Origin of the sequence: Streptomyces resistomycificus, from assembly GCF_001514265.1 — a bacterium.
Classification (GTDB): Bacteria; Actinomycetota; Actinomycetes; order Streptomycetales; family Streptomycetaceae; genus Streptomyces; species Streptomyces resistomycificus.
In genome coordinates this window covers 233,414-256,023 of record NZ_KQ948990.1, presented here as the reverse complement: position 1 = coordinate 256,023, position 22,610 = coordinate 233,414, and the positions used below count along the sequence as shown (strand labels likewise).

The 22,610-nt window shown below is 69.1% G+C and carries 26 protein-coding genes; all 26 read left to right on the top strand.

From position 1 onward, the window contains the following. The first annotated feature begins 201 nt into the window (after positions 1-201). Positions 202-663 carry a hypothetical protein gene (locus tag AQJ84_RS11190; protein WP_051869840.1) on the top strand — a complete coding sequence of 154 codons (462 nt, stop codon included), beginning with the start codon at positions 202-204 and terminating at the stop codon, positions 661-663. 154 nt (positions 664-817) lie between these two features. Beyond that, the gene (locus AQJ84_RS11185) at positions 818-1,456 is read left to right on the top strand and encodes a hypothetical protein (RefSeq protein WP_030040193.1); all 639 of its coding nucleotides are present in this window, start codon (positions 818-820) and stop codon (positions 1,454-1,456) included. Between the two features lie 133 nt (positions 1,457-1,589). After that, positions 1,590-1,835 carry a hypothetical protein gene (locus AQJ84_RS11180; protein WP_030040194.1) on the top strand — a complete coding sequence of 82 codons (246 nt, stop codon included), beginning with the start codon at positions 1,590-1,592 and terminating at the stop codon, positions 1,833-1,835. Positions 1,836-1,929: 94 nt separating this feature from the next. Next, positions 1,930-3,789 carry a polysaccharide deacetylase family protein gene (locus AQJ84_RS44720; RefSeq protein WP_051869842.1) on the top strand — a complete coding sequence of 620 codons (1,860 nt, stop codon included), beginning with the start codon at positions 1,930-1,932 and terminating at the stop codon, positions 3,787-3,789. 10 nt (positions 3,790-3,799) lie between these two features. Then, positions 3,800-4,186 carry a phage tail fiber protein gene (locus AQJ84_RS11170; RefSeq protein ID WP_053192026.1) on the top strand — a complete coding sequence of 129 codons (387 nt, stop codon included), beginning with the start codon at positions 3,800-3,802 and terminating at the stop codon, positions 4,184-4,186. A 10-nt stretch (positions 4,187-4,196) separates the two neighbouring features. Then, positions 4,197-5,312, top strand: coding sequence for a hypothetical protein (locus AQJ84_RS11165; protein ID WP_030040197.1), 1,116 nt, complete (start codon positions 4,197-4,199; stop codon positions 5,310-5,312). Next, positions 5,309-6,508, top strand: coding sequence for a hypothetical protein (locus tag AQJ84_RS11160; RefSeq protein ID WP_053192025.1), 1,200 nt, complete (start codon positions 5,309-5,311; stop codon positions 6,506-6,508). Before AQJ84_RS11165 ends, AQJ84_RS11160 begins: the two co-directional genes overlap by 4 nt. Positions 6,509-6,533: 25 nt before the next feature. Then, entirely contained in the window at positions 6,534-6,698 is a 165-nt protein-coding gene (locus tag AQJ84_RS42985; RefSeq protein WP_157874977.1) for a hypothetical protein, read from the top strand. A gap of 9 nt (positions 6,699-6,707) precedes the next feature. Further along, positions 6,708-7,034, top strand: a complete 327-nt coding sequence (locus tag AQJ84_RS11155; protein ID WP_030040199.1) for a hypothetical protein — start codon at positions 6,708-6,710, stop codon at positions 7,032-7,034. 836 nt (positions 7,035-7,870) lie between these two features. Beyond that, a complete protein-coding gene (locus AQJ84_RS11150; RefSeq protein WP_374935415.1) occupies positions 7,871-8,347 on the top strand; it encodes a phage terminase small subunit in 477 nt (158 codons plus the stop codon). Further along, on the top strand, positions 8,328-9,899 hold the full coding sequence (locus AQJ84_RS11145; protein ID WP_053192023.1) for a hypothetical protein: 1,572 nt from the start codon (positions 8,328-8,330) through the stop codon (positions 9,897-9,899). Before AQJ84_RS11150 ends, AQJ84_RS11145 begins: the two co-directional genes overlap by 20 nt. 16 nt (positions 9,900-9,915) lie before the next feature. Continuing rightward, positions 9,916-11,328: a phage portal protein gene (locus AQJ84_RS11140; RefSeq protein WP_128092255.1), complete on the top strand. Its 1,413-nt coding sequence runs from the start codon at positions 9,916-9,918 to the stop codon at positions 11,326-11,328. Further along, on the top strand, positions 11,312-12,298 hold the full coding sequence (locus AQJ84_RS11135) for a VG15 protein (RefSeq protein WP_030040204.1): 987 nt from the start codon (positions 11,312-11,314) through the stop codon (positions 12,296-12,298). Before AQJ84_RS11140 ends, AQJ84_RS11135 begins: the two co-directional genes overlap by 17 nt. A 44-nt stretch (positions 12,299-12,342) precedes the next feature. After that, positions 12,343-12,837 carry a hypothetical protein gene (locus AQJ84_RS11130; protein WP_051869852.1) on the top strand — a complete coding sequence of 165 codons (495 nt, stop codon included), beginning with the start codon at positions 12,343-12,345 and terminating at the stop codon, positions 12,835-12,837. 54 nt (positions 12,838-12,891) lie between these two features. Further along, positions 12,892-13,842: a phage major capsid protein gene (locus AQJ84_RS11125; RefSeq protein ID WP_037802789.1), complete on the top strand. Its 951-nt coding sequence runs from the start codon at positions 12,892-12,894 to the stop codon at positions 13,840-13,842. 28 nt (positions 13,843-13,870) lie between these two features. Then, entirely contained in the window at positions 13,871-14,278 is a 408-nt protein-coding gene (locus tag AQJ84_RS11120; protein ID WP_128092256.1) for a hypothetical protein, read from the top strand. 11 nt (positions 14,279-14,289) lie between these two features. Next, positions 14,290-14,517, top strand: coding sequence for a hypothetical protein (locus tag AQJ84_RS11115; protein ID WP_051869853.1), 228 nt, complete (start codon positions 14,290-14,292; stop codon positions 14,515-14,517). 39 nt (positions 14,518-14,556) lie between these two features. Further along, complete coding sequence (locus AQJ84_RS11110) at positions 14,557-15,141, top strand: hypothetical protein (protein WP_051869854.1); 585 nt, start codon at positions 14,557-14,559, stop codon at positions 15,139-15,141. After that, positions 15,141-15,479, top strand: coding sequence for a hypothetical protein (locus AQJ84_RS11105; RefSeq protein ID WP_030040209.1), 339 nt, complete (start codon positions 15,141-15,143; stop codon positions 15,477-15,479). Before AQJ84_RS11110 ends, AQJ84_RS11105 begins: the two co-directional genes overlap by 1 nt. Beyond that, the gene (locus AQJ84_RS11100) at positions 15,479-15,856 is read left to right on the top strand and encodes a hypothetical protein (protein WP_030040210.1); all 378 of its coding nucleotides are present in this window, start codon (positions 15,479-15,481) and stop codon (positions 15,854-15,856) included. The genes AQJ84_RS11105 and AQJ84_RS11100 overlap by 1 nt, the downstream gene beginning before the upstream one ends. Continuing rightward, positions 15,856-16,089 (top strand): hypothetical protein, encoded by a 234-nt coding sequence (locus AQJ84_RS11095; protein WP_030040211.1) that lies wholly within the window; start codon positions 15,856-15,858, stop codon positions 16,087-16,089. Before AQJ84_RS11100 ends, AQJ84_RS11095 begins: the two co-directional genes overlap by 1 nt. Further along, on the top strand, positions 16,086-16,508 hold the full coding sequence (locus AQJ84_RS11090) for a hypothetical protein (RefSeq protein ID WP_030040212.1): 423 nt from the start codon (positions 16,086-16,088) through the stop codon (positions 16,506-16,508). Before AQJ84_RS11095 ends, AQJ84_RS11090 begins: the two co-directional genes overlap by 4 nt. 83 nt (positions 16,509-16,591) lie before the next feature. After that, positions 16,592-17,155: a phage tail tube protein gene (locus AQJ84_RS11085; RefSeq protein ID WP_051869856.1), complete on the top strand. Its 564-nt coding sequence runs from the start codon at positions 16,592-16,594 to the stop codon at positions 17,153-17,155. 76 nt (positions 17,156-17,231) lie between these two features. Next, complete coding sequence (locus AQJ84_RS11080) at positions 17,232-17,570, top strand: hypothetical protein (protein ID WP_030040214.1); 339 nt, start codon at positions 17,232-17,234, stop codon at positions 17,568-17,570. Beyond that, entirely contained in the window at positions 17,513-17,983 is a 471-nt protein-coding gene (locus AQJ84_RS11075; RefSeq protein WP_164873066.1) for a hypothetical protein, read from the top strand. The genes AQJ84_RS11080 and AQJ84_RS11075 overlap by 58 nt, the downstream gene beginning before the upstream one ends. A gap of 13 nt (positions 17,984-17,996) precedes the next feature. Then, positions 17,997-22,601 (top strand): hypothetical protein, encoded by a 4,605-nt coding sequence (locus AQJ84_RS11070; RefSeq protein ID WP_157874975.1) that lies wholly within the window; start codon positions 17,997-17,999, stop codon positions 22,599-22,601. The last annotated feature ends 9 nt before the right edge of the window (positions 22,602-22,610 follow it).

The following is a 22,610-nucleotide window of genomic DNA, read 5'->3' as shown; positions in this document are numbered from 1 at the left end:
CTGTCAGAAACCGTCTGACAGTCAGGAGTCATGCCTGTTGGGGGGCTTATAGAAGAGTCAGTGACTCCACCCTCCGTGAGGGCCTGACAGTCAGGCCTGACAAACCTCGACCCCGCCCAATGTCACAATCCGTGCACCGTAGCTGTCCGTGACCGCCAGTCTCCGCAGAACCCCAGAACCCATCCCGCAAGGAGCCCCTCCATGCCGAACCTGCCCGAGCCGAAGCCCTCCGCGCCCGCGGCCGGGCAGGCTGCCAACCCGCTCACCGAAGCCGTCATCCAGGCCGCCGTCGACAACGCCATCCACGAGATGCGCCGCGACAGCACCACACCGCCCGCCCGGAAGCCGGAACGCCCGGCAATGAGCGAGAAAGCCACCGACGACAGCGTCCGCATGATCGCCTTCGGAGGCATGACGCTGATGGTGTCCGCCGGCGGCGGCATCCTCATGATCGCCTCCGACTTCGCCAACCCCACCGTCATCGGCATGATCTGCGCCGCACCCGCCGCCTTCGCCCTGCCGATCCTCGCCCTCGCCCGCCTCGCCAAGGGGGCCAAGCCCGAGCCGGAGATCCACCAGCACTACACCGGCCCCGTCCACCAGGACCAGCGCAACGTCCAGACCAAGAACAGCGGCGTCTGGGTCAAGAACACCAACGAGTGAGACGCCGCACCAACCCGCCCCCCCCTGGCCCCGGTCATCGACCGGGGCCTTCGCCATGACCGCGCCCACGGGCTATTGGCCCGGCGTTGTCAACCCTCTCCGGCACACTTAACCCAGAGTCACCAGCAGCCCCGCCACGCACCGAGGAGCCGCCGTGCACGACCAGCCCACCTACCAGTGGCCCACCTGCCCCTGCGGCCGGCAACTCCACCGCGACGAACTCGGACGCACCGCCTGCCGCCCCTGCCAGGAACGCGCCGACACGGCCCTGCGGCGACTCCCCGGCCCCGACGGGCTCTACGCCCAGCTCGCCACCCGCCTCACCCCCGGCCGCGGCGGAGACGGCCAGGTCGTATCCGTGTCCCGCACCGCGCCCCTCCCGCTCCGGCTAGAGCCGCTCAGTTTGATGGCCCGCGGCGGCGTCGTCACCATCCTCCAGACCTGGCAAGTCGACTGGCACGACCACTTCGGCTGGCGACACCCGCGCTGGAACGGCGGCCTGCAGCAGCAACTCGACGAAGTCGTCCACGCCCTGCGGATCAACCTTGAAGGGGCGGCGAGCACCCACCCCGCGTTCTGGGAGTTCGTGCACGAGGTCGGCAGCCTGGTCCGGCAGTGCGAACGGCAGATCACCGGAGAGCGACCTGAACGGCCCGTCGCCGTCACCTGCCCCTGCGGAACCGTCCTCCACATCACCGTGTCCACACCCGGCGCCCGATGCACCGGCTGCGCCACCCAGTACGCGCGCGCTGAGGTACTCGACCTTCCCCTCGCGCAACGGGCCGCGGCCTAGCCAACGCCCGTCAACGCTTGCCAACGTGATCGTCTGTATGTCACAGTGCCCTCAGACGGAACATTCGTGTGTCCGCAACTACTTCAGCCCCCAGCTTCCGGCCGGGGGCTTTCTGCATGCTTGGGGGTAGACGATGCACGTCACCGAGCTGTACCCCGACGACCTCGTCTACGAGCACGAAGCCACAGCCGCAACCGGCGTCCCCGGCACCGTCATACGGCAATGGGCCCGACGCGGGAAGATCCGCAAATTCACGGGCCGGCCTGGCGAATACTCCGGCCAAGGGCACGAGTACAAGACCATGTACGCCCTGCCCGAGATCGAAGAGCAGGCAAAGAGCTACAGGCCCATGCCGCAGCGCGCACCACGCGCCGCATAGCTCGGGGCGGGCCGGTCCCACGCCCCGACGTCCCGCCGCCCGCAACGCCCCCGTCGCAGGCGGCGGGACAGCCAAGAACGTCCGGGAGGTGACCATGGCCCTGCCTCCCGGACTTTCCACCGTCACCGTCACCGGCAGCTACAAGCGGCCCGACGGCAGCCCGTTCATCGGCCGGCTTATCTTCCGGCCCGACCCTGCGGTCCTCACCTCCGCCGCCCACGACACCCTGATCCTGGGCGACACGGAAGCCGTCCTCGACAACGACGGTTCCTTCACCGTCACCCTCCTCGCCACCGACGACCCGGACGTCACGCCGACCGGCTGGACCTACACGGTCACCGAACGCTGGTACGACGCGCCCGGGCGTTCCTTCCCTCTGGCTCTGCCCGCTAGCGCGCCCGCCGTCGACATTGCTGACGTGGCGCCCACGGCAGCCTCAGAGGGCGAGTATGTCGTCGTCACTGGCCCGGCGGGCCCTACAGGCCCGCCGGGCGAGCAGGGCGCCACAGGCCCCACCGGAACTGTCGGCCCACAGGGCCCTGAAGGGCCCCAAGGGGAAACGGGGCCTGCTGGTCCTCAGCCTCCGCTCGGCGCTGCCGGCGCAGGCCCGACGACCGCGTTGCGCAGCGACGACCCGACCACGACGGACGCGCGCACGCCCACGCTGCTCCCCCGCTCGATCCGGGCTCCGCGGTACCGCGAGGCCGGATGGCGGCAGATCTTCGCCTCCGGCCATGGCTGGACGGCGTCCGGGTCGGGTGTCGGATCGAGCAACGTTAACGACACCACGACGTTCATCCGTGGCTCGCAGAGCTTCGCGATGACGACGACGGGCACCGGGGCGGTCGCCAACATCCGCAGGTACGGGGCGAGCGCGTTCGATCTCACCGGTAAGGCCATCCGGCTGGTCTTCCGCGTCGCGGACGTCACGAGGATCAACCAGATCAACTTCCTCGTCGGCACCAGCACGCTGGCGAACTCCTACAGCTGGCGGGTGTTCACGCACGCCACCACGGCGCAGAACCAGGTGCAGTCGGGGGAGTGGGTGACCGTCACCCTCCAGTGGTCCGGCGTGCGTTCACCCACCGGGACCTTCACGGTCGGTTCGACGGGCATTCCGTCGACGACGAGCGGCCTGACGGACATGGCGTTCCAGGTCGTCGACAAGGGCGGCAGCGCGCCGGCCACCGTGAACCTGCAGTCCGTCGAGATCATCGACGGTACCGTGGCCACCTTCCCGACCGGGGCGGTGTCGATCACCTTCGACGACTGCTACAGCTCGGTCTGGTCCCTGGCCCGGCCCAAGATGGACGCGCTCGGCTACCGCGGCACGATCTACACGATCGCCGACGTCGTCGACACCAGCGGCGTCTACCTCACCACCGCCGGCCTGCAGGCCATGCAGGACGCCGGGTGGGGTATCGCCGGGCACGCCTACACGGTGGCCGCGCACAACGCGAAGTACACGACGCTGTCGACGCAGGCCGTGCTGGATGAGCTGCGGCAGCTGCGGGCGTGGATGGTCACCCGCGGCTTCGCCTCGGAGCATTTCGCCTACCCGGGCGGCTGGTTCGGGCCCACCACGGACGGCGATCTGATCGATCAGTTGACGGCCCGCTACTTCTCCACTGGCCGCGGCATCTCCTCGGCCGACAACGCCAGCGAAACTCACCCGCCCGGGCAGCCGTTCAGGATGCGGTCCATCTCCGGCATCGGCTCTATGGCCGGTGGCGCTTCCCCGGCGAACCCGACGACGATGCTCGCCGCCGGGGGAGCGCTCGATCGGACCGCGTCAACCGGGGCGTGGACCATCTTGACCTTCCACGAGATCACCAGCGGCGCGGCGACGACCACGAACCAGTGCAGCATCACCGACTTCAACTCGATCATGGATGGGATCGCGGCCCGCGGCATCAAAGTCCTGCCGGTCTCCGACATCTACCGCTACGACTGACGGAGGCGCCATGGCCGACAACTTGACCAACACCGCCGAGAATCTGTCCCTCGACTGGATCAACGGCGTCGGTACGCCGACCAGGCCCACCACCCCGCTGAAGGTCGCCCTCGTCACGGCGAATGGCAGCGACACGGCGGCGGGTACCGAGGTGACCGGCGGCTCCTACGCCCGCCAGAACCTCTCAGTCGCGGCGGCCGTCTCCGGCGCCACCTCCAACTCGGCCGACCTCGTCTGGACGGGAATGCCGGCCGCCACCGTTGTCGGCGTCGAAGTCTGGGACTCGGCCGGCACGCCGGTGCGCCTCTGGTACGGGTCCCTCTCCGCATCCCGCACGGTGGCGGCCGGGGACGAACTCCAGCTCACCGCAGGATCCCTGACGCTGTCGCTCGCATAGGGAGGCCAGGGTGCCCAGCCTCTCGACCCTCGTCGACAACTTCAACACCGGCACGCTCGGCCCCGAGTGGGGCAACAGCTACGGCGGTACCGCGGTTGTCGGCGGCCGGGCCCGCGTCCCCTGCACCACCGCATACGCCGGATGCCAGACCGGCTACGCCTGGACGTTGGCCGGCGCCTCGTTCTTCGTGCAGGTTCCCACCGTGCCCGCCGCCTCCGGCGCCACGGCCGAGGCCTATTGCGCGGCCATGGTGCAGGGCACCGTTGAGGGAACCCGCGTCGGCTTCAGCATCAACGCCGTCACCGGTCTGATCCGGTTCGTGTCTGAGGTTGGCTACTGGGACGACGACGCCGTCGCCATCACCTACGATCCCGTCGCGCATCTGTTCGTGCGACTCACCGAGGACGGCACCAACCTCCTGTGGGATACGAGCCCTGACGGGACGGCGTGGACCAACCGCCGCACGCTCGCCACGCCCGCCTGGATCGACGCGGACATCGACGTGTGCGCCCTCGACATGAGCGCGCACCGCGACGCCGGCACCGGGGACTTTGCCGAGTTCGACCTATTCAACACTCTGTCCAACGGGGCCGTTTGGACCGCATCCGCCACCATTTCCGCGCAGGCCGCGCTCGGCGCAACAGCGCTCGTTGCCGTCATTGCAGCAGCAGACCTGACCGCTGAAGGCACCCTCGCATCCGTTCCGGTCCTGTCCGCACGCGCGGCAGCCGCACTCACCGCGGAATCGACCCTCACCGCTGACGTGGCATCCAGCGAGATCCCGGAGGTGGCCGAGTTGGCAGCGGGAGACTGGGACCTGTACATCGAGCAAGGTGCGACGTTCCTGCAGCGCTTCACCGTCGACGACGACCCAGAATTCACTTGGGACGGCTGGGAGGCCCGCTCGCAGATCCGGTCCGAAGCCTCCGCGAACGGCGAACTCCTCCTCGATCTCACCGACTACCTGACCGTGGACGGTGCGGAGATCAGCATCGCCATCCCGGCCAGCGTGACCGAGACCCTCACCCGCAACGGGCGCTGGGACCTCGAAGTCGTCAACGGCTCGACCGTCGTCCGGCTGTTGAACGGGCGGGCGATCGTCTCCCCGGAGGTGACCCGGTCGTGAGGATCCGCGTCACCGGTGAACGCCCTGTCGATGCGGTCACCGTCAACGGCACGCAGTCCCGCGTCGTCACCGTCAGCGCCGGGCTCGTGTCCAGCGTCATGGGGCAGACCGGGGCTGTCACCGGCCTCGCACTCTCGGCGGACGTTGTCGCCGCACAGGCTGCGGCTGAAGCCGACGCCACCGCCAAGGTCGCGGCGCACACGGTCGCTGCCGACCCGCACGGGGACCGGGCCTGGGCGTCCGGCCAGTTCCTTCCGCTCGCCGGCGGCACACTCGCCGGCCCGGTCACGACGACCGGTGCGGTTACCGGGGCCAGCTTCAACACGGACGGTGCCGTCCGCTCCGGCAACTTCCGCACGAACAGCGACACCGAGCATGCGCTGACTGTCTACCAGCGGGCCACCGGCACCTCGCCCGGCAGCGTCGCCCTGAACGTCATCTCTGACAAACCCGGCGACTCCGCGATGTGGCTCAGCGGCAAAGAGTCCGCCCGCGGCACCCTGAAGATCGCCCACCTCAATCCCGGTGCCGGTGCCACCGCAGACGCCTCCGCGGCAGCCATCAGCATCGACCTGCAGCGCAACGGGATGGGCGGCACCGCCGCACAGGGAATCTTCCTCACCTCGACCGAGGGCCCGACGACCGGCCGGCTCCTGGTCCTGCGGAACAGCGACCCCGCCACGACGGACGACTTCGTCGTCAACGCGTCCGGGCTGACCGGCATCCGCATCCCCGTCGGCAACGTGCCCGCCGCGGCCCTTGAGGTCCGGCAGCGAGACACCGCCACGGTCGGGCTGATCGTGCAGGGTGCGGCGTCGACCGCCCAGCCCCTGTTCCAGGTGAAGACCAGCGGCGGGACGGCCACCCTGGAAGTCGGCACGTCCGGGGCGATCGTGACGCGGGCTGTCGCCTTCCTCACCGGCGCCCTGCAGCTCGGTTCCACCAGTAGCGACTTCGGCGGGTCCGGCGGCGTCGTCATCTCGATGAAGAACGCCACCACCGCGCCGACGACGAATCCCACCGACGGGGTCATCGCCTACAGCCAGGGCGGCGTGTTCAAGGTCCGCTCCGCGGCCGGAGTCGTCTTCGACACCACCCGGCGGACCGTGACCGGCGCGAAGGGCGGCAACGCCGCGCTCACGTCGCTCCTCACGCAGCTCGCCACGATCGGGCTCATCACCGACAGCACCACCTAACCCGCACCCCGAAAGGCCCGCGCCCATGGCCGACGAGAAGACCGATCCCGTAGTCGAGGCCCGCCGCCTGGTCGCCGAAGACGAGCAGCGGCAGACCGAGGCGTGCCTCGCCGAGATCGAGCAGGTGCTCGCCAAGTACGGGCGCAAGCTCCAGATCACCCAGCCGCAGATCACCATCGTCCCGACGTAGGAGACCGTCATGCCCCGTACCGCCATCGCCGCCACGCAGGCATCCCGCGCCGGAACCGTCCTCCCCGCAGCGACCGCAGGCGACGTCACCAACGGCAACGCCATCACCAACGACGGCCGCGTCGTCCTCATCGTCAAGAACACCGGGGCGTCCTCGCGCACGATCACCTTCCAGACCGCGCGTACCGTCGACGGCCTCACCGCACCCGTCCGCAGCGAGTCCATCCCTGCGGGCGAGACGCAGGTGTTCGGGCCGTTCAGCCCCAACGACTACGGCGACACCCTCGGCTTCAATGTCGACAACGCCGAACTCACCGTCAACGTCGTCCGCGTCTAGTCCTGGAACGAACCGTCCCTACGACGCTGGTGGCGGCCCATCGTGTGCTTGCACTGAGGGCAGCACTTCAGGAACACGGGCTTCACCAAGAACGAGAAGGTACAGACGTACAACGTGTGACGCCCCATCCGAGCGATCCACGACATCGTGCACGTCTGACAATCACGGCAACCACTCACCACGTCATCCCCCTACTCATGCGCGCCCCTGCGTGCGGAGCAATGATCACACCACCGATCCGTCACCCAAGAGCTGACGTGACCAGGCTGTGACCGAACAGGGGGTGGACCGTGGCACGAGGGCGCGCACTGCGCATCTGCACTGAGTCCGGATGCCCCGAGTACACAGATGGTGGACGCTGCCCCGAACACCAGCGCAAGGCCGAGCGCAAGCGCGGCAGCGCAGCACGGCGCGGCTACAGCACCGAGCACAACAACCGCTTCCGTGCAGGCGTACTCGCCCGCGATCCTCTGTGCGTGCGGTGCCGACAAGCGCCCGCCACTGAGGCAGACCACTGGCCACTAAGCCGCCGTGAGCTCATCGCGCAAGGGCTGGACGCGAACGACCCGGCGCGAGGCCGCGGTCTGTGCAAGCCCTGCCACAGCCGCGAAACCGCGATCAATCAGCCCGGTGGAGCGGCTACGCAGTGATCATCCGGCCGACCGGCCAGGGGAGTGACCCCCAGCCGGCCTGACGGAAGACCGCGGGGGAGGGCGCTCGGGTCGTGTACGGGTTCCCCAGCCTTAACGATCTTCAGGATCGGATCTTGAGACACCGCACCGGGCCGCGATGGCCCGGCGCTGACGTGCCGCGATGGCACTCGAAGGGTGATCGACATGCCTGGACCTCCTCCGAAGGCCGCCGGTGAGCGGCGGCGCCGCAATGCCACAGTCGCGATGACGCAACTGCCGGCCGAAGGCCGCCGCGGACCCGCCCCAGAGTGGCCGCTTCCTCCGCTTCCATCCGACGATGAGGGCCTGTCGGTGATCCTGCAGGAGCGGGAGGCGGGTCTGTGGGCGGACCTGTGGGAGACGCCGCAGGCGGTGGCATGGGAGCGAATGCGCTGGACGCGGACGGTCGCGCGGTACGTGCGGTTCGAGGTGCAGGCGGAGACCGGGGATCTGAAGGCCGGCGCCGAGGCCCGGCTGCTGGAGGACCGGCTGGGGTTGTCGCCGCAGGCAATGCTGAGGCTGCGCTGGGAGGTCGCGGCGGATGAGGTGGGCGAGCAGCGTCAGGAACGGACGGTGCAGGCGCGGAAGTCGGCCCGTCAGCGGCTGAAGGTGGTCGACTCGGATGCCGTGGCGGGGTCCTGACCATCCGGGCGAGTTCCCGACGCTGGGCTGGCTGGTCGGCGAGTGGATCGAGGGGCATTGTGTGGTCCCTGACGGGGATGACATCGGCGAGCCGTACCTGCTGACGGATGAGATGTGGCGGTTCCTGGCGTGGCATTACCGGCTGCGCGAGGACGCAACGGAGGGGACATGGCGGTCTGCCTGGCACTTCCGTCGCTCGCAGCTGGTGCGTCCGCAGAAGTGGGGCAAGGGTCCGCTGACGTGTGCGATGGTGTGCGCGGAGGCGGCTGGCCCGGTGCGGTTCGCCGGCTGGGATGCCTCTGGGGAGCCGGTGGGTCGTGCGTGGGAGACACCATGGATCCAGATCGCAGCCACCTCCGAGGATCAGACGGACAACGTGTACCGCGCCCTGGTCCCGATGATCGACGAGGGGCCGCTCGCGGACCTCATCCCGGATACGGGTGAGACCCGCATCAATGTGCCGGGCGGCGGCCGTATCGAGCCGGTCACCAGCTCGGGCCGGGCCCGTCTCGGCCAGCGGATCACGTTCGCGGTGCAGGACGAGACGCATTCCTGGCTGGAGGCGAACGGCGGTTGGAAGCTCGCCGAGACCCAGCGCCGGAACCTGTCCGGGACCGGTGGCCGCGCGGTGGAGACGACGAACGCGTGGGATCCATCCGAGCAGAGCGTGGCGCAGCGCACCGCCGAGGCCGCGGTGAAGGACGTGTACCGCGACCACCGGGTCCCGGCGCCGGCGTCGCTGGCGAACAAGCGGGAGCGGCACAAGGCGCTGCGGCACGCCTACGGCGATTCCTCCGTCCTCGCCGGCGGGTGGGTTGATCTGGACCGCATCGACGGCGAGCTGGTGGAGATCGCGGAGAAGGATCCGGCGCAGGCGGAGCGGTTCTACATGAACCGGATCGTGGCCGGCACGGCCGCGTTCATCGACCGGGACCGCTGGATGGCCCGGCTGGGGCTGGAGGAAGTCCCGGACGGGACACGGATTGTGCTCGGCTTCGACGGCTCCGACGTGGACGACTGGACGGGCATCCGGGCGGAGACCCTGGACGGGTTCCAGTTCACCCCGGTGTATGGGCCGGATGGGCTGCCGACGGTGTGGAATCCGGCGGAGTGGGGCGGCCAGGCGCCGCGCCTGGAGGTCGACGCCGCGGTTGATGAGCTGATGGACCGCTTCGACGTGGTGCGCATGTACTGCGACCCGCCGTACTGGGACTCCGAGGTCGACACCTGGGCGAGCCGGTACGGAGACAAGCGGGTTGTCGACTGGTACACGAACCGGATCAAGCAGATGCATGAGGCGTGCCAGCGGCTCGTCACGGACGTCACGAAGAAGGATTCGACGTGGCGGCACGACGGCTGCGATCTCGCAGCCCAGCATGTGGCGAACGCCCGGAAAGCAGCCCGCCCGGCGGGCCGGTACGTGCTGCGTAAGGCATCCGTCCACCAGAAGATCGACCTCGCGGTGTGCAGCGTCCTCGCCCATGAGGCGGCGATGGACGCGGTCGCGGCGGGACTGACCAGGAAACGGAAGCGACGTGTAGTCGGTTTCTGACGTGAGGGGGTGCCTGGTGGCGCAGCATCCCGTCGAGTCTGCGTTGTGGTGGCTGGAGCGACTGTGGGACGAACTGCAGGAGCGCCGCAAGTACGTGGAGCTGATGCGCCAGTACTGCTGCGGCGACCATCCGCTGCCGATGATCCAGGACAAGGCCCGCGTCGCATTCCAGCGGCTCCTGCGGCAGGCCCGGTCGAACTATGTGGGCCTGGTCGTCGATGCGACGGCGGAGCGCATGCAGATCGACGGGTTCCGGCTGGGGGATGCGGAGGCCGGAGATCCGGAGGCGTGGAGGATCTGGCAGGCGAACAACCTGGACGCCGACTCTGATCTTGTGATCACTGAAGCGGTGAAGGTCGGCCGGGCGTTCATGCTTGTGGCACCCAACCCGGACGACGCCACGACCCCGATGGTGACGGCGGAGGACGCTACGCAGGCGATCGTCGCGTACCGCCCCGGCAGCCGCCGCGAACGCGCGGCGGGCCTCAAGTGCTGGGAGGACGACTGGACGGGTGAGCTGATGGCCACCGTCTATCTGCCGGATGCGATCCACAAATTCCGGGCCCCGAAGCCGAAGCATGGCGTGATCGGCCAGCCCAAGTGGGTGGCGCGCGAGGTCCAGGGCGAGCCCTGGCCGGCGAAGAACCCGCTGGGCGCGGTACCGCTCGTCGAAGTGCCGAACAGGCCGGACCTGCTCGGCGAGGCCCACAGCGAGATCGAGGACGTCCTCGACACTCAGGACCGCATCAACAAGACGCTCATCGACCGGCTGATGGCGCAGGAGTTCAGCGCGTTCCGTCAGCGGTGGGCCACCGGCTACGAACTGCCGGAGGACGAGAACGGGCAGCCGATCGAGCCGTTCAAGGCGGCGGTCGACCGCCTGTGGGTGGCTGAGGATCCGAACGTGAAGTTCGGGGAGTTCTCGGCGACGGACCTGACGCCGTACCTGAAGGCGGTGGATGCTGATGTCCAGCACATGGCGGCTCGCACGAGGACGCCCGCGCAGTATCTGCTGGGGCAGCTCAGCAACGTGAACGGCGAGACTCTCAAGGCGACCGAGTCCGGCCTGGTCAGCAAGGTCCGCCAGCGCCAGCGGCCACTGGGCGAGGGTATGGAGGAGGTTGTCCGCCTCACCCTGAAGGCTGCAGGCGACGGCAGGGATCTGGCGAGGATTGAGACGATCTGGCACAACCCGGAGTTCCGCACTGAGGGCGAACTCGTCGACGCCCTGGTGAAAATGTCGACTCTGGGCGTGCCGCACGAGGCTTTGTGGGAGCGCTGGGGTGCGTCCCAGACGGAGATCGCCCAGTGGTCGCAGCTGCGTGACCAGGCGGCGGAGCGGATCGTCGGCGGCGACATCGCGGCCCTGTACGGGCCGAAACCCGAGGGTCCCGTGAACGTGGAGGCGGCCGGTGGCGACGGCCTCTGAGCTGGCAGCGGCCCGCTACCGGCAGGTCACGACGGTCACCCGGTCCCTGTTGGCGCTGATCCAGCAGCTATGGCGCGGCATGTCGGCCGCGACGATCGCCTCGGACCTGGAAGGCGAAGCGGGCGCCGCGATCGTGGCGGCGGTTGTGGCGGGGCAGCTGACGGTCGCCGAGGGAGCTCAGGCGTTTGTCGCCGGCGCGATGGCCGAGCAGGGCGGCACTGCCGTGCCGGAAGCCCTGTTGGTGGCGGAGGCGTTCGCGGGCATCGCTCCGGACGGCGGCCCTTTGGAGACGCTGCTGTTCCTGCCGGCGATCGGCGTGCGGCGGCGTCTTACCGCTGGGATGACCGGCGAACAGGCGATGATCGGCGGCTTGGCGGACATGGCCCGCTATGCGGCCACATCGATCTCCGACACTGCACGCTCTTCCGCGCAGGTCGCCATGGTGGCCGACCGCCAGTGCGTGGCCTACACCCGGGTGGTGACGCTCCCCGCGTGCGCGCGGTGCATCGTGCTGGCCGGCCAGCAGTACTCGTACAGCGAAGGTTTTCTGCGTCATCCGAACTGTGACTGCCAGACCGTTCCCTTGCGCGAGCGGGACTGGAGCGGCGTCCAGTCCCCGGAACGGCTCACCGCCTCGATGTCCGCAGCTGAGCGGCGCCGGGTGTTCGGCGCCGCGGGCGCGGAGGCGATCGGGCAGGGCGCGGACATCGGGCAGGTCGTCAACGCCCGGCGCGGCATGAACCAGGCCCACCTGCACGGAAGGGATCTCCGGGTGACGTCGGAAGGTGTCACCCGGCGCGGCCTGTACGGGCGGCGGATGCGTCGCGCGGGAGGCGGCTTCGCGAGGGTTCCCGGGCAGCGGTACGCACGCTCGACGACGCCGCGCCTGATGCCAGAGGAGATTTTGCGTATCGCGGACGACCGGGCCGACCAGCAGCGGCTGCTGCGCCGTTACGGCTACATCGTCTGAGGCTTCCCTGCCGCGAGGGCGGGGCGATTGGAAGGACAGCCGCGATGGCTGACGAGAACACCCCCGCACCGGGACCGGACGAGACCGCGACGGTCTCCGAGGCGCCCACGTCGCAGGGAGAGGAGGGGCTGGGTGACGGCGGGAAGAAGGCGCTCGAGGCCGAGCGCCGAGAGAAGCGGGCCGCGCAGAAGGAACTGACCGAGCTGCAGAAACGACTGCAGGCCTTTGAGGACCGCGACAAGAGCGAGGCTCAGAAGCTCGCCGAGGCAAAGGCGGCAGCCGAGAAGGATGCGGCTGACGCCCGCCAGGAGCTGATGCGCTACCGCATCGCCGCGGACAAGAAACTCCCCGCCTCGCTGGCCGTGCGCCTGCGCGGCTCCACCGAGGAGGAGATGGCCGCCGATGCGGATGCCCTCCTGGAGGTTCTGGGGGCCCAGCAGCAGGCCAACTCGCCCAGCTACGACGGCGGTGTGCGCAAACCGGCGCCCGCCCCGACCGATATGAACTCCCTGATCCGCCAGAAGGCGGGTCTGGGCTGACCCACCCCGGCACGGAACGGTCCGGCCGGCTCAAATCCAGGAGGAGGCCGGACCATGGCCTACAACAACGTGACTTCCCGGACGGACGCCGCGGCGCTCATCCCCGAGGAAGTCTCCACCGAGATGCTCGGCAAGGCCACGGAGCAGTCCGCGGCCCTGTCGCTGTTCCGCCGGGTACCGGTGGGCCGTGCGCAGGTCCGCTTCCCGGTCCTGTCGGCCCTGCCGGTGGCGTACTTCGTGGGTGGCGACACGGGTCTGAAGCAGACCACGGAGATCGCCTGGCAGAACAAGTTCCTCAACATCGAGGAGATCGCCACGATCATGCCGGTCCCGGACAACGTCCTGGCCGACGTGGACGCCAACATCTGGGACGAGGCGATGCCTCTGCTCACCGAGGCGTTCGGTCGCACTCTGGACGCCGCGGTGTTCTTCGGCACGAACGCGCCGTCCAGCTGGCCGTCGGACGTTACGACCGCGGCGACTGCTGCGGGCAACAGCGTCACGGAGGCCGCGACCGCCGCGCAGGGCGGGTTCTTCGGCGACCTGGACAACCTGTACGAGAAGGTCGAGGCTGACGGCTACGAGATCGACGGCTGGGTCGCCTCGACCGCGGCCAAGTCGAAGCTCCGCAAGGCCCGCGACACCCAGGGCCGCAAGCTGGACGAGACCCGCGTGAGCGGCGACCTCGGAACCCTCGACGGCCTGCCGGTCGCCTACGCCATGAAGGGCCTGTTCCCGGCCGGCGGCGGCGCGGGCACCAACATCCGGCTGTTCGGCGGGGACTTCAGCCAGTTCGTCCTCGGCGTTCGCCAGGACATCACCATGAAGATCCTCGACCAGGCCGTCATCCAGGACAACACCGGCGCGATCATGTTCAACCTCGCGCAGCAGGACATGACGGCCGTGCGCCTCACCTTCCGCGTGGGCTGGCAGGTCTCCAACCCGCTCAACAACGAGCAGGCCACCGAGGCCGACCGCTACCCGGCCGCCGTCCTGAAGTACTGACCCGCACTGAGGAAGAGAGGACATCACCATGACGACTGCTCCCTACGTGCAGGTCATCGAGCGGAACGTCCCCGCGGTATCGACCGCGAACGCCTCCGACGACACCGTGCTCGGCCAGGCGCCGTTCGATTGCACCGTCACCGGCGTCGAGTACGTGGCCGAGGCGGCCATCACCGGCGCCGCCACCAACCACCGGACCTTCTCCGTGGTCAACAAGGGCCAGGCAGGATCCGGCAGCACGACCGTGGCGTCGCTCGCCTTCGACAGCGGCAGCGTGACTGCCGCGGCGAACAACGAGCGGACCATCACCCTGTCGGGCACTGCGGCGAGCCTCGTCCTCGCCGCGGGGGACACCCTGCTGTGGCGTTCCGTCGCGGTCGGCACCGGCATCACCGACCCGGGCGGCGTCGTCCGGGTGACCATCTCCAGGAGCTGAGGAGCAGATCCATGGCTGAGCGGAAGACCGCCGCGCCGAAGGACGAGGCGCAGGCAGACGTACAGAAGGCCGTCGATGAGGCGGAGGACAAGGGCTACATCGGGGTCCCGGTGGACCCCACGCCCAAGGAGAACTACACCGTGGCGGGCGTCCTGGCCGGCAAGCCGACCCCGGAGACGGACGCCGGCCACGCGCGCGAGGTCCGGCAGCAGCTGGACGACGACGCCCGACGACGCTGACGAGGGGAGGCCACCATGCCATTGCCGCCGCTGGCTACGGTGGCCGACCTCGCCACCCTCCTGGGCCGCACCTTCACCCCAGAGCAGGAAGCGCAGGCGCAGGCACTTTTGGAGCAGGCGTCCGCGGTGGTTCGCGCCTACCTCCGCCAGCACATCACCCGGGCGACAACGACGGACACGTTCACGATGCGCCGCGCGGACCCGCTTCTGCACCGGTGCGGTGGCGTGGTGACGCTACCGCAACGTCCGGTCGTCGGCATCGACACGGTTTCGGTCAATGAGGTCGAGACCTCGGACTGGTGGCAGGACGGCAGTGATCTGCTGCTTCGTTCGTGGGCGTGGGACGGGCCTCCCGTCGCGCACCGACCGCCGCAGGTCACGGTCACCTACACGCACGGCTGGGAGGAAGTCCCGGGCGACATCAAGGCGATCGTGCTGCAGGCCGCGAACCGGGTCATCGTGAATCCCGGCGGCCTGCGGTCTGAGACGGTGGGCGGTGAGTCCGTCACCTACCTGGTGCCGAATGGTGGCGAGGCGCTGGGTGTGCTGCTGAGCGAGCTGGAGAAGCGGGCTTTGCGCCGCTACCGTCCCGCCTCGGGCACCGTGCGGCTGCGGAGCTGCTGATGCTGTATATGCAGTCGATCGTCATCGTCCGGCCCAGCACGGTTGAGGACGACTACGGCAACGAGCAAGCCGACTGGGGCGAGGGAGCCACCCGGATCACGGTGTCCGGGGTGAACGTGCAGCCGAACGGCGGCTCGACCGAGGACACCGAGGACAAGCAGGTCGTCGTGACGGGCTGGCGGCTGTACACGCCGCGCGGCATGGACGTCGACCTGCGCGAGACCGACCGGGTCGAAGCGTGGGGCACGACGATGCAGGTCATCGGCAAGGTGGCCCGCTGGCCTGCGCCGGGCGGGGGAGTGCACCACGTCGAGGCCGATCTGCGGGAGGTGGCGTGATGGCCCGCACCTCGTTTCGTTTCGTCCCCAACCCGGGCCTGTACGACGAGCTGGCCCGCTCGTCGCAGATGCGGGACGCGCTCAGCGATGTCGCCGAGCGCGGCGCCAGCGTGACCCGGGCGATCGCCCCCAAGTACACGGGCCCCACTTACGACCCGGCGGTGCAGCGGCACGGCGAGTACGCGGCGAGCGTGTACTCGGCGGCGAGCATGGCCCCGAACGGCTGGCGGGCCGAGTTCGGGGCCACCGCCGACTGGACCCTGCAGGTCGAATTCGGTACCGGCCGCCCCGCCTCTTCCCGCGACCGCCCGCAGGCGGGCTGGTCCCCGAAGGCGCGCCCGCTGGGACGCGCCCTGGATTCGCTGAGGAGCACCTGATGCCCCAGATCACGCTCGCCCACTGGTACGGGGACAAGGCTCCCGGCGAGACCATCGACGTCGACGAGGTGACCGCGAAGGCGCTGCGCCGGGACGGCCTCGTCGCCCAGCCCGAACGAGAGACGCTGCAAGAGGAGCAGGCGCCAGCGCCGGTCGCCGAGAACCCGGCCCAACCGGAGAACGCTGTCGACGCCGGCCACGAGGCTGCGCAGCCGGGACGTAGGAAGCGGTGAGCGGCGGCCTGCAAGTGGCGGCCATGCCGGACGTCGAGCAGGCCGCCGTGAAGTATCTCAAACCACTGCTCCCTGCGGGCACGGTCGTGGGGACTGAGTGGCCCGACCGTTGGGACACGAAGCTGGCCGTGGGCATCGTGTCGGTGACGCTGGGCGGTGGAGGCTCCCGGCAGAAGCCGGTGACCGTGGACCGCACCCTCGACATCGACATCCTCGGCGCGACGAAGAAGCAGGCCCGGGACCTGGCCGCCAGCGTCTCCGCGCATCTCATCGCCGCTCAGGGCACCGCGCAGCACGGCGTCCGCATCTATGGCGTGGACGAGACGTCCCTGATTTGGCTGCCTTACACGCCGTCCGCTGAGACGGACACGATCCCCCGCTACGTGCTCGTGATGAGCATGGTGGTCCGCCCCGCGTAGCAGCACCCAACCCGCACTCCCTTCACCCATTCACCCGTCGGCGTCTGGCCGTGCGGGTCCTCGCTATGCCTGGAGGCAACCCGATGGCGAATGACGCCGACAACGTGCGCGTGGGGCTCAACGGCTCCATCTACATCGCCCCGAAGGGCACGACCGCACCGACAGATCTGGACACCGCGTGGGCCGCGGGCTGGGTGGATCTCGGCTACCTGTCGGACGACGGCGTGGAGATGTCGTACTCGACGGAGACCGAGGACATCAACGCCTGGCAGAGCCTGTCCCCGGTCCGCAAGGTGCTCACCGGCGTCGACATGACGCTCGGCTTCACCGCGATCGAACTGAAGACGTCGACGGTCACCCTGTACTTCCCGTCGTCGACGATGACAGACGTCACGACGGGCGTGCACAAACTGTCCATCCCGGCCGCGCCCAGCCCGGACGAGCGAGCCATCGGCCTGGAGTGGGTGGACGGCGACATCAAGAACCGGCTCGTCATCGCCCGCGGCGAGGTCACCAACCGCGACAGCATCACCCTGGCCCGCTCGGGCGCCGTGTCCCTGCCGATGACGGTTTCCGCCTACGCGGACACCGCCCCCGAGATCGCGGTCTGGCTGTCCAACGACCCGGCCTGGGCCGCTGCGGCGTAATCAGACTCCCGGCAGGCGTGCCATGCGGGTCGCGCCTGCCGGGCCTCAACCCGCTACACCCGCAAGGAGAACAAGCATGACCACCAGCAAGAAGACCACTCCCGGCCGTCAGGTTGTCTCCCTCGACAGCATGGCGAAGCAGAAGCGCGACGCGCTGCCCGAGCCCACCACGTTCGAGCTGCACGGCGTGGAGTTCACCCTGCCCCCGATCCGCTCCCTGCCGTTCGAACTGCAGGAACGTGTTGGCGACCTCAACAACATCACCGGTGTCCTGAAGGACGTCCTCGGCGTCGACACCGTCCAGCAGATGTACAAGGCCGGATACACGTTCCTCGACATCGAGCTGATCGGCCAGGAATGGCAGAAGCGCTCCGGTGTCGAAGCGGGGGAATCCGAGGCCTCCGCCGCTTCCTAGCGGAGTACGGGGAGGCTGTCGAGTGGGACATCCCGCACTACTGGCCCGGCCGGTCCCTGCTGGAGCTGTACCGCGGCGAGATGTCGTGGCGTGAGCTGCGCGTCTTCCTGCGGTATCTGCCGCCAGACTCGGCGACCGCCCGGGCGGTGCGCGGATCCACCCCCGAAGAGGACGCGTGGACGCTGGAGCGGCAACTGCTGGCCAGCGCGGTGGACGCCATCCGGGAGAACACGTTCGCCACGGTCAAGCTCGGAGGCGATCCGAAGAAGACCGGCCGCCTGAAGCCGCCGGACCCCATTCCGCGCCCGGGCGTCGAACAGAAGAAGTCCAACATCATCCGCTTCGGTGGCAAGCACGGCTCCGGGGCAAAGCAGTTGGCGGCCGTCTTCGGAAGGCCCGCCGCGAACCGGTAACAGGGGGTGCGCGGTGGCAGCTGGCGGTGTCCTCGTCGGACGCGGATACGTCTCCATCCGGCCCGAGTTCGAAGGGGACTGGTCCCGATCTGTCACCTCGCGCGCATCGTCTGCGGGCAAGTCCGGGGCAGGCGCCTTCTCGAAGGCGTTCGGCGCCGGAATGAAGGGTGTCGGCCTGCTGGCCGGTGTCGCGATCGGTGCGAACCTCTCCTCGGCTGCGGCCGGGGCTGCCGTCCTCGCGCCCGCGCTGGCCACCGCAGGCGCCGCGGCCGGCGCGCTGAAGCTCGGGCTCAGCGGAGTGGGGGAGGCGTTCAAGGCCGCGTTCGCGGACTCGTCCGCCGACGCCGGTGCCGCCGCCTCGGCGACGAAGGCGGTCGAATCAGCGCAGCGGGGGCTGGCCAACGCGCAGCGCTCCCTCGCGCAGGCCCGCGTGGATGCGGCCGAGCGCGTCAAGGACGCACAGCGGCAGGTCGCCGACTCCGAGCGGGACCTCGCCGACGCGCAGCGCGATGCCCGCGCCGTACAGGGAGAACTGAACGACGCCCGCCGAGAGGCGGCGCGCGCCCTGCAGGACATGAACCAGCAGCTTTCCGAATCCCACCTCGACGAGCGCGAGGCCGTCCTGCGCCTCAAGGAGGCCGAGGAAGAGCTCAAGGCGGCACAGAAGAAGCCGGGCGTCACCCCTGACGAGCTGGAACGGCTCCGCATCAGCTACGAGCGGGCCCGGCTGAACTTGACCGAGCAGCGCACAGAGACGAAGCGGCTCGCCGAAGACACGAAGAAGGCCAACAAGGCCGGCATCGAGGGCAGCGAGCAGGTGCTCGACGTCCGCGAACGCATCGCTGACGCCAACGAGACCGTCGCCGACAAAGAGCGCGCACTCGCGGACGCCCAGCGCGGCGTGGATGAGGCGCGCGCCGACGGCGCCCGGCAGATCGAGGACGCACAACGCGCCGTCGCCGACGCCGCTGCCGCAGTGGCGGACGCGCAGGCCGCAGCCGCCGCGCAGACGTCAAAGTTCGGCGAGGCCATGGCCAAACTCGCACCGAACGCGCAGAGCTTTGTGCGGGCCGTGCAGGGCCTTGCGCCGGCGTGGGACGCCATGCGCCTGTCGGTGCAGAACGAACTGTTCAAGGGCCTGGACTCCACCGTCACGACGCTCGGCAACACCACGATCCCGATCCTGCAGCGGCAGCTGACCGCCACGGCCGGCGTGTGGAACGACATGGCGAAGAACGCCGCCGGCGCCATCACCGAGATGGCGAGGACGGGGATGCTCGACAAGATCCTCGCCGGGGCGACGGCCAATCTGAAGGTGTTCGCGGACACCCCGGGGCAGCTGCTCACCGCCTGGGGGCAGTTGGCGGTCGCCGCGCAGCCCGCGTTCAACGCACTGCTCACCCAGATGGCCGGCGCCATCACCAGCTTCACTGACGGCATCGCCGCGAGCTTCGAGTCGGGCGGCCTGCAGCAGGCCACCGAGACGGCGTTCGGGATCCTCTCCCAGTTCGGCACGCTGCTGGGCAACGTCTTCGGGGTCGTCAGCGAGATCTTCAAAGCGGCGAGCGATGCGGGCGGTCAGATCGTCGGCACGCTCGGCGCCGTCTTCGGCGAGCTGGAGAAGATTCTTGCCGCGCCGCAGATGCAGGCGCAGATGCGCAGCCTGTTCGCTTCCGTGGCGCAGATCGTTGGTGCGATCGTCCCTGTCATCGGGGCGGTCGTGCAGGCCGTCGTGCCGCTCCTCGCGGCGATCGCTCAGCCGATTGCCGCCCTCGCCACCGCGCTCGGGCCGGTCCTGCAGCAGCTGGCTACGACACTCGGCGCGGCCCTGACGCCGATCGTTCAGGCCCTCGCCCCAGCGCTCGTCATGGTGGGCACGACGATCGTGCAGATCGTCCAGTCTGTGATGCCGTTGCTGCAGCCCATTGCGGAACTGATCAGCGCGGTCATCACCGCGCTCGCGCCTGCCCTGGCGCCCGTGCTGGCTGTGACCACTCAGCTGATCAATCTGCTGGTCGGGCCGCTGATGCAGGTCGTGCAGGCCCTGACTCCCGTGATGGTGGCTGTCGCCGACATCACCGCGCAGGTATTCCGCGACTTGGAGCCCCTGCTCACCCCCCTTATCGGCTTGCTGACGATGGTGGCGCAGCTAGTCGCCGACGTGTTCGCCGCCGCGCTGACGCAGCTCATGGCCGTACTTGAGCCGCTCATCGCAGTCGGCATGCAACTCGTCGAGGTCGTATTCGCCGCCCTGGAGCCCCTCCTCCCGGTCATCTCCGAGGCATTCACGGCAATCGGCGAAGCCCTGCTCACCATGCTGCCCGCACTGCTCGGCTTCGCCGACGCGGCCATCGTCCTGGTGCAGGGCCTGGCTCCGCTCATCCCGATCGGCGTGCAGCTCGTCACCACAGTCCTGGGGGCGCTGCTGCCCATCCTGCCCACGATCGCGGACGCATTCGTGGCGATCTCGACGGCACTTTTGGGCATCGTGGGCCCCCTCGCCGAAATGGCAGGGGCGATCGCCCAGCAACTCGCCCCCATCCTCGCCGGAATCGCCCCCGTCCTGGGGGCGTTCGTCGGGATGCTCGCCGACACCCTCGCCCAGGTGTTGCCGCCGCTCACTGGTGCACTACTGATCCTGGTGGAGGCGCTCGCGCCGCTGTTCCCTGTGCTCGGCGAACTCGTCGGGATGATCCTGGAAATGGCTGCCGGTGTGCTCATGCAGCTGTTGCCTCCGTTGCTGCTGCTCGTCCAGGCGGGCGTCGATCTGGTCGTTGCGCTGCTGCCGATCCTGCCTCCGCTGGCGGAGATCATCGGGCTGGTGCTGGAGTTGGCCGTCAACGTCCTGTCGTGGCTGCTGCCTCCGTTGATCGGTCTTGCCGAATTCCTGATCGGCGGCCTCGCGTCCGCACTGTCCGTGGCGATCGGCTGGATTGGTGGCATGGTCCAGTCGATCGCAGGCCTGATCTCGTGGGTGACCACCGGCTTGGGTCCGGCGTTCGCCTGGCTGCGTGACAAAGTCGTGCTGCCGGTGTGGCGGGCGATCCAGGCGGCGGTGAAAGCAGCGTGGAACAACGTCATCAAGCCGCACTTCGATCTCTTGGAGGGCGGAATCCGGGACGTCGGAGCGGTATTCCGGTGGCTGCGCGACAACGCCGTGAAGCCGGTGTGGAACGGCATCAGGGAGCACGTATCGAGCGTGTGGAAGAACGGCGTCAAACCGATCTTTGACACGCTGCGGGCTGCAGTGGGCCAGGTGGGCGCCAGCTTCGAGACGGCACGCAAGGCAATCAAGACGGCGTGGGACAAGATCTCCGGTATCGCCAAAAAGCCCGTCTCGTTCATCGTGGACACGGTGTACAACTCGGGCTTGCGGAGCATCTGGAACGCCATCGCGAAGGCTTTCGGGGCACCAACGCTCGACCCCATCCACCCGAAGGGATTCGCCGGCGGCGGCGTGCTGCCCGGCTACACGCCCGGCCGCGACGTGCACCGCTTCATCTCCCCGACGGGCGGGGCGCTCGACCTGTCCGGCGGCGAGGCCATCATGCGGCCAGAGTTCACCCGCGCGGTCGGGTCGGGCTTCGTGTCGCACTTCAACCAGATCGCCCGCTCGTCGGGCGCGAACGGAGTACGCCGGGCCCTCGCCCCCATACTGGGCGGCAACCCGCACACCGGCACCGACCGGTCTCTGCGCTACGCCAGCGGCGGTATCCACCAAGCGTTCGCGGACGGCGGGATCTTCGGCTGGATCGGCAAGGCCGCGTCGGCCACGGTCGGCGCCGGCACGGCCGCCTGGAACACGATCAAGAAGGGCGCGAGCTGGCTCGCCGACACCCTGGAAGAGTCCGCCCGCGCGGGCGTCAAGAACGTCGTGGACCCGCTGCTGAAGTCTTTCCCCGGCATGGACACCGGCTTTGGTGCCCTGCTGCGGAGGGTCCCCGACAAGATCCTCGACACCCTGTTCGGCTACAGCAAGGAGGCCGACAAGAAGGGCGCCGGAGGCATTGGTGGCCCACGGATCCAGGCTGCGCTGAAGTGGGCGAAAACCCAGGACGGGCTGCCCTACCAGTGGGCAGGAAACGGAAACCCCAGCTGGGACTGCTCCGGTTTCATGTCCGCGATCGAGTCCGTCATCCGCGGGCAGAAGCCGCACCGCAGGTGGAGCACACACGCCTTCCACGGCAAGACTGCTCCGCCCGGATGGGTACTGAAAGGCAATAGCCCCTTCCGGGTCGGCATCACCGCCGACGGCGTCGGCCACACAGCGGGCACCCTCGGCAAGGTCAACGTCGAGTCCCGCGGCGGGGACGGCGTCGTCGTCGGCAAGGGAGCCCGCGGCTACAACGACCGGCTGTTCCAGTCCTGGTACGGCTTCCAGCCCGGCAAGTATGACGCGGGTGGCTTCCTCCAACCCGGATTCAACTTGGCTTACAACGGCACCGGCCGGCCCGAACCCGTGCTGACCGGGGCGCAGTTCAACGATCTGGCGGCCCGCGGCACGGACGAGCCGGTCGTGGTAGAGATCCACACCCAGGACCGGGCCTTGGCGGACTTCATCGACGTGCGTGTCCACCGCAACAATCAGGAACTCGCCGCCGTCATCAACGCTGGTTGAGGAGGTCGC

Coding starts and splice junctions, on each gene's coding strand:
- AQJ84_RS11190 (WP_051869840.1), top strand. CDS start 202: ATGCCGAACCTGCCCGAGCCGAAGCCCTCCGCGCCCGCGGCCGGGCAG.
- AQJ84_RS11180 (WP_030040194.1), top strand. CDS start 1,590: ATGCACGTCACCGAGCTGTACCCCGACGACCTCGTCTACGAGCACGAA.
- AQJ84_RS44720 (WP_051869842.1), top strand. CDS start 1,930: ATGGCCCTGCCTCCCGGACTTTCCACCGTCACCGTCACCGGCAGCTAC.
- AQJ84_RS11170 (WP_053192026.1), top strand. CDS start 3,800: ATGGCCGACAACTTGACCAACACCGCCGAGAATCTGTCCCTCGACTGG.
- AQJ84_RS42985 (WP_157874977.1), top strand. CDS start 6,534: ATGGCCGACGAGAAGACCGATCCCGTAGTCGAGGCCCGCCGCCTGGTC.
- AQJ84_RS11155 (WP_030040199.1), top strand. CDS start 6,708: ATGCCCCGTACCGCCATCGCCGCCACGCAGGCATCCCGCGCCGGAACC.
- AQJ84_RS11150 (WP_374935415.1), top strand. CDS start 7,871: ATGCCTGGACCTCCTCCGAAGGCCGCCGGTGAGCGGCGGCGCCGCAAT.
- AQJ84_RS11145 (WP_053192023.1), top strand. CDS start 8,328: ATGCCGTGGCGGGGTCCTGACCATCCGGGCGAGTTCCCGACGCTGGGC.
- AQJ84_RS11130 (WP_051869852.1), top strand. CDS start 12,343: ATGGCTGACGAGAACACCCCCGCACCGGGACCGGACGAGACCGCGACG.
- AQJ84_RS11125 (WP_037802789.1), top strand. CDS start 12,892: ATGGCCTACAACAACGTGACTTCCCGGACGGACGCCGCGGCGCTCATC.
- AQJ84_RS11120 (WP_128092256.1), top strand. CDS start 13,871: ATGACGACTGCTCCCTACGTGCAGGTCATCGAGCGGAACGTCCCCGCG.
- AQJ84_RS11115 (WP_051869853.1), top strand. CDS start 14,290: ATGGCTGAGCGGAAGACCGCCGCGCCGAAGGACGAGGCGCAGGCAGAC.
- AQJ84_RS11105 (WP_030040209.1), top strand. CDS start 15,141: ATGCTGTATATGCAGTCGATCGTCATCGTCCGGCCCAGCACGGTTGAG.
- AQJ84_RS11100 (WP_030040210.1), top strand. CDS start 15,479: ATGGCCCGCACCTCGTTTCGTTTCGTCCCCAACCCGGGCCTGTACGAC.
- AQJ84_RS11095 (WP_030040211.1), top strand. CDS start 15,856: ATGCCCCAGATCACGCTCGCCCACTGGTACGGGGACAAGGCTCCCGGC.
- AQJ84_RS11085 (WP_051869856.1), top strand. CDS start 16,592: ATGGCGAATGACGCCGACAACGTGCGCGTGGGGCTCAACGGCTCCATC.
- AQJ84_RS11080 (WP_030040214.1), top strand. CDS start 17,232: ATGACCACCAGCAAGAAGACCACTCCCGGCCGTCAGGTTGTCTCCCTC.
- AQJ84_RS11075 (WP_164873066.1), top strand. CDS start 17,513: ATGGCAGAAGCGCTCCGGTGTCGAAGCGGGGGAATCCGAGGCCTCCGC.